Source organism: Bacteroides gallinaceum, from assembly GCF_030373775.1.
Classification (GTDB): domain Bacteria; phylum Bacteroidota; class Bacteroidia; order Bacteroidales; family Bacteroidaceae; genus Phocaeicola; species Phocaeicola excrementipullorum.
Map to the genome: position 1 here is coordinate 1 of NZ_JAUDEN010000051.1, position 12341 is coordinate 12341.

The following is a 12341-nucleotide window of genomic DNA, read 5'->3' on the forward strand; positions in this document are numbered from 1 at the left end:
ACGGAAATGCCTCAAAAACTCATCCCAAATCAGCACACGATAAATTCAAAACAGTTTCTTAGTCTGTCAGCAAAGTCAGGTCCTTTCCAGGTTTGGGATAATGCTTCGATGCGATGTACTTCTTGGTATCTTCCACCATCTTGGGCGTGATCTCAAACCGGTAGTTCGCGTAGTCGCCTACCTCGAATGTGCCTGTAACGAAGAATCCCCATGCTTCGAAGAAGTCGGTCAGGTCTGTCTTCAGCAAATCGCAGCTCACTTTGGCAAACTCATACATGTTGTTGATGGAGGCGTTTCCGTGGCCTTTGTCCGGATGGGTGCGCATGTATTCCATCAGGTCGGCGTAGAAGTCCTTGTATCCTTTCTCCTGGGCATACAGGTAAAGCTGCCAGAAGGGAACCAGTTTTTCGAACGGGTCTTTTACGCACATGATGAACGGCTTTTCGGCTGCTTCTACCACATTCTTGTGGGCGTGTTCATAATTGTGGCTCTTGCTCAGACGGCTGGGCTGGCCTGCCTGACGCGCCACATACATCGTGAAGAGGTTGTTGCTCACTTCGGTCATCCCGCCCCAGGTAAGCTGTGGACGCATCTGCATTACGTGGCCGATTTCGTGATTCACTCCCCAGTCCTTGTAGATGTCCGGACCTAATGCCGATTTCATCGTGCCGTCGTTGCCGAGGAAAGCAACCCCGTCGCCGTCGCGGAACATGAAGTAGTTGAAGTTGACGCGTGCCAGAATGCGCTTGGGTGGTATGCGGTTGTATTTGACTGCACCGTTGAAGGTGTATTGCTGTTCCATGATCTTGTCGTAGGCTTCGGCCAGTTCCTTGCCCTCTTCATAGCGGAACTTCTTGAGGTATTCCACCGGATAGGCAAGCTGCATGTAGCGTGTCTTTACGTCCATCACGGGACTTACGGCATTGTCAAGCAGGCGTTTCCAGTCTTCGTTGGTCTGATTTTCCGCATCGAAGAATCCGTTCACCTTTCCCGTCACGAAGTGGATGGTGATGGCAGGCGCGGTTTCCGGATCGTCGGCAAAGTAGTCGATATAGACGTTGCCCGCCTTTTCCACGTTGATTACGTTGACACCCTCGTGCAGCTCATACCTTTGTCTTTTCAGTCCCCAGCCTTCCGGGTCTTTGGTTGGTTCGTAGCCGGGAGTCGGCTGCCGCATCCAGTCGGGTATGAGCAAGGCAACCCTGCGTCCGTGCAGGTCGCCGGCCAGCACCACGTTTTCGCCTTTTTCCAGGTAAACGCCGGTGATGTTTTCGTAGCGGCTGTATCCGTCATACAGTTTGAGCGCCTTTTCCAGTGTCTCGTTCGAAGGGACGGGCTTATAGCTTTTCAGCAAGAGTCCGGCCTGGTAAGTGCCGGCCTGCATCTGCTCGGCCAGTTGCTTCATGAGCGGACTGCTGAATTCTTTCAGTTGTTTTTTCTTGAAATTCTTTCCCAGTTCCGAAGCGGTCCAGTCGCTGAAGTAATTCAGGTCTTTCGTGATGGCCTGGGTGGAATACGAAGCGGTTTGTCCGAGAACGGAAGTGCCGATGCAGCACAAGGCTGCCGCCGTCCATGTTCTGAGTGTTTTCATGTCAGTAGTTCTTTCGTTAATGTTTATTCATAAAATGGTTGTTAACTCTTTGGCAAAAATAGCCTTTATCTTTTAATGTTACGGCAGATTGCGTCCAAAAGTGTATACTTGTGCGTGCAGGCTTTGCTTTTTAGCTTTTCTGTCCGGTCGTCGCAGGGGAGATTCGGAACAAGGCAGGGATTTTTTTGTTCAGAAGGGCTATTTAAGGCTTGTTCCGTTATAATGAAGTGTAAAGCAGCTTGTTAACATTTATGTCTTGGATTATATATCCCCTTTTTGGACGGATATGTATCCTTGTGTCCGAGTGTTAAAAATAAAAGGATGGACACACGTGTACTTCGATAAAGAAAATATAAGCCTTGTCTATTATAATAGATTTGCATATTTGCAAACAGAAAAACTCTAATTAAAGTTTTATTTATACTTTTTATACACTTAAAATTTAATGCTTATGCATCAAAAAGAAAAGAGCCTGTTGCAAGGCTGTATTTCCAGCCTATTGGTAGGAGGTACTTTGTGGCTGTCGGCTTTCCCGGCCTGCGCTATTCCGGCGGAGAGTCTGGCGAAGGATGTGGCCGCATCAGTCAGCGCAGTACAGCAGAAAGGACATGAGATTACAGGTACGGTAACGGATGCCAAGACAAGCGAACCCTTGATCGGGGTGACTGTAATGGTGAAAGGGACTACCAATGGTGTCATGACTGATGTAGACGGGCAATTCCGTCTGAATTGTAAAGAAGGCGATGTGCTTCAGATTTCTTACATCGGTTATGAAACCAAGGAAGTGAAAGTCGGTTCGTTGAAAATGTACATGGTTGAAATGAATGAGTCTGCCGAAATGCTGGAAGAAGTTGTGGTTACCGCTTTCGGTGTGGGACAGAAAAAAGCCAGTATGGTAGGTTCGGTCAGCCAGGTGCGTTCAGAGGATCTGCGTGTGCCCTCTGCCAGCTTGAGCTCTTCTTTCGCCGGCCGTCTGTCGGGTGTGATTGCCGTGCAGCGAAGCGGTGAGCCGGGTGCCGACGGTGCAGACTTCTGGATTCGCGGTAAGTCTACGTTCAGCGGCGCGACGGGTGCCCTGATTGTATTGGACGGTGTGGAAATCAGTGCGCAGGAACTGAATGCCCTTGATCCTGAAGCTATTGAAGGATTCTCTATTCTGAAGGATGCCACGGCTACCGCCCTCTATGGTACGCGCGGTGCCAACGGTGTCATGATCGTAACGACCAAGTCGGGTAAGAATCTGGACAAACCGATCATCAATTTCCGTCTGGAAGGTGCGCTGACTCAGTTGACTGACGTTCCCCAGACGGTGGACGGCGTGACTTACATGAACTTGTATAACGAGGCGCTGACTCGTCCCAATGCATCGGGCACGCCTTACAGCGAGGACAAGATTAACGGAACGCTGAATCATTTGAATCCTTACATTTATCCGGACGTGAACTGGTATGACGAGATGTTCAAGCGGAACGCTTTCTCGCAGAAGGCCAACTTCAATATCCGGGGCGGAAGCAAGAAGATGGATTACTTCATGAGTGCCGGAATCAAGCACAGCGACGGTAACCTGAATTCCATGAGTTCGGACTATTTCTCTTACAACAACAACGTGCGTGTAACGAACTATGATTTCATCAACAATTTGAACGTATACGCTACGCCGACAACTAAACTTTCGTTGGGACTGAACCTTTCGGTAAGGGACTGGAAGGGTCCGAACATGTCGGTGAACGATATCTTTGCCTACAGTTTGATTGCCAACCCGGTTGACTTCCCGATCATGTACCCAGCAGGCACGGGAGGCATCGTTACGGAAGATATCATGTGGGGTGCCAAGTCGGGCGGACCGTATGATACAGGATTCCGAAACCCGGTAGCTGAATATGTGCGCGGCTACCAGACCAACATGCAGAGCATCGTGACTGCCAACTTCAAGATTGAGCAGGACTTGAGCATGCTGCTCCCCGGCCTGAAGTTCAGCGGCTTGTTCTCTTACAAGAACAAGAATATCACGATTGTTCACCGCAGCAGCGCATACAACGGTTACGAACTGGAGTCTTATGATCCCGAAACGATGGACTATACCTTACGCAATACAAACAAGGAGGTGGATACTGCCATCAATACGACGGGCGGACATGGCGGCGAGCGCAACATGTATCTGCAGGCCATGCTGGACTATAACCATACGTTCAACGACGTGCATGCCCTGAACGTGATGTTCCTCTTCAACCGCCAGCAGTATGACACCAATATCCCCAGCGATTTGTTCAGTTCGCTGCCGAAGCGCAAGCAGGGTATAGCGGGCCGTATATCGTATGCCTATGCCAACCGTTATCTGGCGGAAGCCAATTTCGGTTACAACGGTTCCGAGAACTTTGCTCCGGACAACCGTTACGGTTTCTTCCCTTCGTTTGCCTTGGGTTATACCATTTCGGAGGAAGATTTCTGGGAGAAGCTCCGTCCGGTAGTGTCCATGCTGAAGATCCGCGGTTCGTGGGGTCTGGTCGGTAACGATGATACCAGCAAAACAGCCGGCCGTTTTGCCTATCTGGAAGATATCTCGCTTTCGGGTGGTCCCAGTTATGTCACCGGTACTAATCAGAATATTAAGCTGAGCGGTCCGAAATGGAACCGTTACTATAATTCCCAGTTGGGCTGGGAGGTAGGCGAGAAATGGAATGTGGGTATGGACCTGCAGCTTTTCAATTCGCTGAACCTTACGTTTGATGTCTTCAAGGAAACCCGCCGCGACATCTTCTTGTCCCGTTCAGGTACCATTCCCCAGTTCCTCGGAATGGCAGGCGCAGCCGTTTACGGCAATCTGGGAAAGATGAAGAACGAAGGTGTGGATTTTGCAGTAGACTATAACAAGCAGGTAAACAAAGACTTGTTCATCTCGTTCAAGGGAACGTTCACCTATGCTCACAACACCATTCTGGAGCGCGACGAACCGCCTTTCCGCGAATATCCGAATCTCTCTACCATCGGTCATTCCGACGGACAGTATCTGCTCTATATAGCCAACGGTCTGTTCCCCGACGAAGCTACCATCAAGAACAACCCGAAACAGAATCTGGGATTTGACCCGCAGCCGGGTGATATCTGGTATAAGAACCTTCCCAACTATGCAGGCGAGTATGACAACGTGATAGACAGCAACGACCGTATGTATGTGGGCAATCCGAAAGATCCGGAAATCGTCTACGGTTTCGGACCCTCTGTCAAATGGAAGAACTGGGACTTCTCATTCTTCTTTCAGGGTGCCGCCAAGACATCTATCCTGATGTCCGGTTTCCATCCTTTCGGTTCGCAGGGCATCAACAACGTGTTCCAATGGATTGCCGACAGCCACTGGAGCGAGGATAATCCCGACCCCAACGCCGAATACCCGCGTCTGTCGAAGCTTGACAACCCGAACACCACGGCTTCGTCTACTTTCTGGCTGCGCAACGGTGCGTTCCTGAAACTGAAGAACGCGGAAATCGGCTATACGTATAAGGGATGGCGTTTCTATGTAAGCGGAAGCAACCTGCTGACATTCTCACCCTTCGACTATTGGGATCCGGAAATGGGAAGCGGAAGCGGCTTGAAATATCCGACCCAGCGTGTGTTTAATTTCGGTGTACAAGTAACATTCAACAACAAATAAACGAACGATGAAGAATCTATATAAACTGATGCTTGCTCTGGCTTTGACCGGACAGCTGACATCATGCGACTATCTGGACATTGTGCCGGATGAACGTGCGCAAGAGTCCGATACCTGGAAGACTCCCAATTCCATTAAAGGTTACCTTTATTCTTGCTACGGATATATGCCTTTGCCTCGTCAATACCCCGGCTCTTACTGGTTGCCGGAAGAAATGACGGCTGTGACCAAGGAGCTGTTCACTACCTTCAAGTATGGCACTTACAGTCCTTCCAGCTTAAGTTATACTACCCAAACATGGGCCACAGTGTGGAACGGTATCCGTCAGTGCTATAAGTTTGAGGAAGCTTTGGAGAACGTTTTCTCTACGAATGTCAGCGAAGAGACAAAAGTCACCTATAAGGCAGAAGCTGATTTCCTGATCGCTTACTATCATTTCTTATCTTTGCGTTCCTACGGACCGACCATGATTATCCGCGGTGTCATTGACCAAAACACGCCTATCGCAGACTTCCCCGAGCGTAGCAGCTACGATGAAGTGGTGCAGTTCATTAATGACAAGCTGGATGAAGCCATTCCCCATCTGCCCGACACGTGGAGCGGCGACGATTACGGACGTGCCACTCGTTTGCTGGCACTGGCTTTGAAGTCGCGCATGTACCTCTATGCCGCTTCGCCTTTGTTCAACGGAAACTCGGAGATGTACAGCAGCTTTGTCAGCCCGATAGACGGACGTCACCTCATTTCGCAGGAGTATAGTGTGGAAAAGTGGCAGAAGGCTGCCGATGCATCGAAGTATGCCATTGATGAACTGGAAAAGGCCGGCTTCCATCTGTATGATGATGCGGCGGCAGGCACACCTACCGATGACAAGCCGGGACTGCCCAATGCGGCTCAGCGTCGTCTACGCTATACGATTCTGGACTTTAATAATAATCCGGAAGTCATCTGGTGCGATACGCGTAATGAAGAATATTATGGAATCCAGCGCCGTACAGCCCCTCGGCAGAATTCAGGAACATATAAAGGCGGCATTAGTTGCGTTATATGTCCTACATTGCAATCTGTGGAGCGTTTCTATACAGAGAACGGTTTGCCTATGGATATGGACAAAACCTATGACTATGAAAACCGTTACGAATACATTGACGCTCCCGTAAACAATGATGGCAACAATTACGATGGCGGCTCATCGGCGGGCAAGGTGATGAGCCTGACCACTCACCGTGAACCCCGGTTCTATGCTTGGGTGGGATATCACAACGGTTATTTTGAGTTCAACCGTTATGAAGACAAGGATCCGGGCAACGGTGATCCGGCTAAGAGAGTTGTTAAGTTGCAGTTTTTGAAGAATGATCCGCACGGACGCGGTAATCGTACAGACGCTGAGTATTCTATTTCTGGATTTGCCAATAAAAAATGGTCTTATCCGAGCTTTCAGGGAGCTATGATCGAGTGCCCGATGGTACAGTTCCGTTTGGGTGAAATCTATCTGAACTACGCTGAGGCTTTGGTAGAGCTTAACCGCTTGGATGAAGCCAAGGTTTATATTGACAAGATTCGCGAGCGTGCCGGCATTCCTTCGGTAGACGAGGCATGGAACAACTACTCCACCAACCCCGGCTATCAGGACACACAGGATGGCTTGCGCCAGATTGTGCGCCAGGAACGTATCAACGAGCTGTACTTTGAGGGGCATCTTTTCTTCGATTACCGCCGCTGGAAGGTGGCCGAACAGTTTGTGGGCATGCCCGACCGCGGTTTGAACACGCTGGCTGAAACTATCGAAGATTTCACGCCGATGGATCTGCCGTTGCAGCGCAGCTTCCATAAGGGGCAGTATCTGATGCCGATTCCGCAGGACGAAATAAACAAGGCTCCGCAGATTGTGCAGAATCCGTACTATTGATTTAGGAATGTCGGATGGCGGCGGGCCGGAACAGGATATGCCCGGCTTGGCTTAAGGTTGTTTCCCTGCTTGCGGGAAGGAGCCGGGGACAGGCCCGCCGTTGCTTTTGACACGGAAGAAAGGTAAAAAAAGAAAGATTGCTACGTAGGGATAAGGGAACGCAGGCAATGCAGATTCCGTATATATTGATGCGCATCCGGGATTGTCGTATCCCGTGTGTGCCGGTTATCGGCTGCATTGTCTGTATTCTTTTTTAGAATGAACACTTATTTTCTAACGGATTAATTCGTAAAACATGGAAAACATGAACAACTTTCTGAAAACGAAGACGGCGGCTCTCTTTGCGGCTGCTGCTCTTCTCGGCGGCTTGTCCGGCTGCTGGGACGAAAATGAATGGGAAAGCATTCCGAACGGCGCATTCCTGCAGGTAGCGGAAACTTCCCTGAACTTTGATTCGCCTGCCACAACCTATCAGCTGGAGGTGAAGTGCAATGAAGAATATGTCGTAGGTTATGGCAACGGACTGGAGAACTGGTGTACGGCAACGAAGGACGAGCTGGGCGACCTGACGCTGAACATCACTGAAAACACGGAAAAGGACGTGCGTCGCGGCGAACTGTATATCAAAGCGCTGTCGCAGACAGATACCATCTCTGTAGCGCAGCTGGGATGGGGAAAGGCCATTCTGGTGTCCGAGTCTGTGGTGAACATGAGCGAAACAGGCGGCGAGTTCGATATTGACGTGACTGCCAACGTGCCTTATAATTTTGATTTTGCTGGCAGCGACTGGGTTCAGGAAACCGCTTCGGCTTCTTCACGCGCTTATGAAACGGTGACCAAAACCCATCACTTCTCTGTTCTTCCCAATAAGGGAGAAGCGCGCAACGCTTCGATTACTGTAGACGATGTGGAAGGCAGCGAGGATATCGGGGCCGCTACATTTACAGTCAGCCAAAAGGGGCTGGGCAGCTACGAACCGGGAGCGCCTGAAACAGGAAATGATATCAAGGTGACACCCAGCAGCGTGACAGGAATGGACGGTGACTGGAGGCCGAACCGCGATTATTCGAAGATGATAGACGGTGTTGCGGTTGTTGGCGAAGATGAAGGCTGGCTGAGCAACTGGCAGGATCCGAAATATCCCAAATGGTTTGAATTTACGTTTGACGAACCGCAGGACATTGACTATGTCAATTATATAGCCAGCTACAAGGGGCACTTCAAGAAAGTAAAGATTGAAGTCTATACGGACGTGAACGTACACCGGACGGCCGGATATACTACTGTGTTTGATGGTGAATTGGCCAAGAACAACAGCGGCTCCACACGCATTGACTTTAACCAGCCTCAAGCAGGAGTGACAAAAGTTAAATTTACACTGGAAGACAGCTGGGACACAGGAGAATGCCGCTGCTGCGAAATGGAATTCTACAAGAAAGACCCGAACACCTTTGACTGGACGACGCTCTTCGCCAACCCCGCCTGCACGGAACTGAAGTCGGGCGTTACGGAACAGGATATCCTGTCTTGCGAACACTCGTTCTACAAGAACATGGCATGGTACATGTACAACGACCGCTATCCGCGCGAGTTCCGCATTGCCGACTACAAGGCATATCCGCATCCGGATGTGCAGGCTAAGGAAAACAAGACTACCACCTACAGCCTGCTTGACAATCCGACCGGCATTCAGGTGGCTGCTGACGAGAACCTGGTGGTGATGGCCGACCTGAAGGGACAGGAATCCGTAAAGATCCGCGTGCAGAATTTGGATACGCCGGGAGAAGACGGATTCGGAGGAAATGAATATGCGGTGAAGGAAGGCATCAATACCATCAAGATGAAAGAAAAGGGACTGGTGTACGTGATGTATCACACGGCCGACTATGAAACGGCACCCGAAATCACGCTGCACTTCGCCTCCGGAAAGGTGAACGGCTATTTCGACAGCCAGAATCCGGCACACGAAGGACGCTGGAACGAGCTGCTCTCCGCCGCCGTAGACAAGCATTTCGATGTGGTAGGCAAGTACGCTCACCTCACGTTCCCCACGCTGAACTTCGTGAACAACACCCGGGACGGCAAGGAACTGATTGACACGTATGACGAGCTGGTGTACAACGAACAGGTGTTCCTGGGACTGGAGAAATACGGACGCATGTTCAAGAACCGCATGTATTTCAACGTGATGTACTCTGACAGCTACATGTATTCTACCAGCTACCGCACTTCGTATTCGGCCGGAACGATAGACGCTCTGACCGATCCCGACAAGCTGCGGACAACTGACTGCTGGGGTCCGGCGCATGAAGTGGGCCACAGCAACCAGACACGTCCGGGACTGAAGTGGCTCGGAACAACGGAGGTGACCAACAACATTACGGCTCTTTACATCCAGACCACCATCTTTGGAAATGACTCCCGCCTGGAGTTGCAGGACTTCTACAACAAGGCGTGGAACAGTCTGATGGTTCCGGGAATCGCTCATGCGCAGGAAACTGACGTCTTCCGCAAGCTCGTCCCCTTCTGGCAGCTGGAACTGTATTACGGAAAGGTACTGGGCCGCACGCCGACTCAGCAGGCAGACAAGGGCGGCTTCTATCCCGACGTGTATGAATATGTCCGCACAAACGAAGATCTGGAAACGGCAGGCGAACAGCAGCTGGAATTCGTATACAACTGTTGTGTGAATGCCAAGGCCAATCTGCTTGACTTCTTCGGCAAGTGGGGCTTCCTGACTCCGGTGGATACGGAAATCGACGACTACGGCAAGGGCCGCCTTACAGTGACGCAGCAGCAGATTGACAATCTGAAAGCGCGTGTGGAAGGATTGGGTTACGCCAAGCCCGATGTGGCTCTGGAGTATATCACAGACTACATGGTGGACAGCTACAAGAACAAAGACAATGTGGTTGCAGGCTCAGCTTCGCGCAGCGGCAACACCGTTACGCTGGCCAACTGGCAGCATGTGGCAGCTTTCGAAGTGAAAGACGCTTCGGGCAAACTGGTTTACGTGTCCGAAGGCATCGCTCCGGGATCGTCCAGCCGCGAGTTTACGTTGACTACCGACTGGGCAAGCGGTTTTACGGTATACGCAGTGTCGGCTGCAGGCAACCGTATGCCGGTGAATTTCTGAACCGTCTGAATCATGGCGGAGTGCCGTCATCAGACGCATGACGCTGTGTGAAATTCTATATCTCTAGCCTAGAGATATAAATCTCCAGCCTGAAGATGCACATCTTTAACCTGAAGATATGTATCTTTAAGCTGGAGATTGTTTTTTCATGTCTGCCGGAAACTTCTGTTCCGGCCGTGGCATTCTTTTTCTTATATGCTTTTCATTTGTTTCTGTTCTTTTGCCTTTTTCATCTGTGTGCCAAATGCAGCCGTCTGCTTCTCGTATTGTTCGCTGGTGGCTGCGTTCCGGTTTTCGTCCGGATCCGCCTGATGGTCAAACAGCAGCTTGCCGGTCAGTTGCCGTGCGTCATTATGCCATTCGGCGTAACTGTACCGTCCGTCCAACAGATTCTCTCCTTTGACCCATTGGATGTAGGCATAGGGGCGGTGCTTTTTTTGCGGTTGGACAAGTGTGGGCAGAAAGCTTTTTCCTTGCAGATGCGAGGGCAGCGGGATGTGGCAGGCTTTGCACAGGGTGGGATAGATGTCGACAAAGCTGACGCAGGCGTAATAGGCGTGCCGGGTTTTCCGATGGAAAGCTTCGGAAGATGTATCGTCTGTTTGAGTATATTGGCAGATCTCCCGGGAACTCTGCACCTGCTTGGGCAGTCCCGACGGACGGTATCTGTTGCCGGCAATTGCTATGCTGTCTTCTTCATACAGATCCCAGTATTTTTGCGGGGCGATGAAAGGCAGGTGCGGCTTTCTGAAACCGACAGCCAGAAAGAAAGGCTCTTTCCTTTCTTTCAGTTCGCCCAGTTTCTGTATCGCTTTCCGTGCAATCGTGTTGTCTTCGTAGCAGCTGTCCGGCAGGTCGGCCGACTCATAATACGGTCCCCGGTGACTTCGGGGATGCAGATCTTTTTCTTCGACGGTCTTTTTCCATACATTCCATTTGTTGTAGGTTGCCCAGTCGCCGCTTGCCGGACTTACAATCCACGGAGTTTCGCTCCAACTGTCCGTGCGGTCGTCGTGGTGATGGAACACTTTTCCTAACGAAACCGTATGGTATCCTTGCTCCTTGAATGCCTGAGGGAGGGTGGTGACTCCGGGCAGGTCGTTTTGGGAGTATGTTTCGGCATCGACAAATCTTTTTCGTTCAAAGTCCGGATATACGCCTGTCAGCAGGCTGGCGCGTGAAGCGCCGCTTACCGGCACGTTGCAATAGGCATTCCGGAATACGACAGACTGTGATGCCAGCCGGTCGATGTTGGGTGTCTGTACCGGGCTTCCGTAGCATCCTAATTCCGTCCGCAGGTCATCGACAAAGATGAACAGGACGTTTTTCTTTTCCTGCGCATGCAAGGAAAGCGAGCACAGGCAGGATGTGACCGACAGCCATCCTGTCTGCTTGACGAGTTGTTTGAATGATGTTTTCATGTCAGTAGTTTTCATTGTTTTCGCAGGCTCTAAGATAGGTATTTTTATTTATGCGGCGGGAATAAATAGTCCAATAAGGCATACGTGCAGATGCAGGTCTTTGTGAAAAATATAATATATTGATAAATAGAGTTTTACTTAGTGTAAAGAAGGCTTTAACACTCATTCGTTGGCCGCATTTGTAGCTGGTTTGGACAAAATCTCCCCTTGCGTCCGTATGTTAAATCGAAAAGGGCACATGATATATCCCCTAATTTTGGATGAATCCTTACCAGTGCATGTGCTGGATTTCCTACTTTTGCGTCATGACATTGAACTGAATTAATGAACCGTGGCGGCGTGTCGCGAGCGGATTGCGCATGCCGCCACAACTAAAACAATTATCGTTTATGAATAGAAACAGCAAGGTAAAAATGATTGCGGCTTTCTGCCTGTCCTGCGCGTTCGGTCTGCTCCACGCGCAGGATGCGGAGAAGGCATTCGTTAAGGAGAACATGACTTTTGCGGCCGGGCAGTACCGGCTGATGTTGCAGACTCCTGCCCAGGGCAAGGACGGCAAGGGTGTGATGCCTCACAGCACGCGCAAGGACGGGACAGTGTCGAAGGCGAGCGTCTACATGTGGACTTCGGGCTTT

General features: G+C 50.6%; 5 protein-coding genes and 1 pseudogene. 4 read left to right on the plus strand and 2 right to left on the minus strand.

Features of this window, described 5'->3' with window-relative positions:
- Positions 1 to 58: 58 nt before the first annotated feature.
- Entirely contained in the window at positions 59 to 1591 is a 1533-nt protein-coding gene (locus QUW60_RS14680; RefSeq protein WP_258338808.1) for a M60 family metallopeptidase, read from the minus strand.
- 451 nt (positions 1592 to 2042) lie between these two features.
- Here QUW60_RS14680 and QUW60_RS14685 point away from each other — a divergent pair, with 451 nt between their 5' ends.
- The 3 genes from QUW60_RS14685 (at position 2043) to QUW60_RS14695 (ending at position 10285) form a co-directional block, all read left to right on the plus strand.
- Positions 2043 to 5240 (plus strand): SusC/RagA family TonB-linked outer membrane protein, encoded by a 3198-nt coding sequence (locus QUW60_RS14685; protein WP_289561426.1) that lies wholly within the window; start codon positions 2043 to 2045, stop codon positions 5238 to 5240.
- A 7-nt stretch (positions 5241 to 5247) separates the two neighbouring features.
- On the plus strand, positions 5248 to 7149 hold the full coding sequence (locus QUW60_RS14690) for a RagB/SusD family nutrient uptake outer membrane protein (RefSeq protein WP_258338810.1): 1902 nt from the start codon (positions 5248 to 5250) through the stop codon (positions 7147 to 7149).
- Positions 7150 to 7453: 304 nt separating this feature from the next.
- A complete protein-coding gene (locus tag QUW60_RS14695; protein WP_289561429.1) occupies positions 7454 to 10285 on the plus strand; it encodes a M60 family metallopeptidase in 2832 nt (943 codons plus the stop codon).
- Positions 10286 to 10476: 191 nt separating this feature from the next.
- Here the strand turns inward: QUW60_RS14695 and QUW60_RS14700 are convergent, their stop codons facing one another.
- Entirely contained in the window at positions 10477 to 11706 is a 1230-nt protein-coding gene (locus QUW60_RS14700) for a sulfatase (protein ID WP_289561431.1), read from the minus strand.
- Positions 11707 to 12095: 389 nt separating this feature from the next.
- Between QUW60_RS14700 and QUW60_RS14705 the strand changes: the two are divergent.
- Positions 12096 to 12341 (plus strand): annotated as a pseudogene (locus QUW60_RS14705) (glycoside hydrolase family 88 protein); the annotation flags it as partial.

What these genes read in the sequence shown, in the direction of transcription:
- QUW60_RS14680 (WP_258338808.1), bottom strand. Translation starts at nt 1,591, where the DNA reads ATGAAAACACTCAGAACATGGACGGCGGCAGCCTTGTGCTGCATCGGC.
- QUW60_RS14685 (WP_289561426.1), top strand. Translation starts at nt 2,043, where the DNA reads ATGCATCAAAAAGAAAAGAGCCTGTTGCAAGGCTGTATTTCCAGCCTA.
- QUW60_RS14690 (WP_258338810.1), top strand. Translation starts at nt 5,248, where the DNA reads ATGAAGAATCTATATAAACTGATGCTTGCTCTGGCTTTGACCGGACAG.
- QUW60_RS14695 (WP_289561429.1), top strand. Translation starts at nt 7,454, where the DNA reads ATGAACAACTTTCTGAAAACGAAGACGGCGGCTCTCTTTGCGGCTGCT.
- QUW60_RS14700 (WP_289561431.1), bottom strand. Translation starts at nt 11,706, where the DNA reads ATGAAAACATCATTCAAACAACTCGTCAAGCAGACAGGATGGCTGTCG.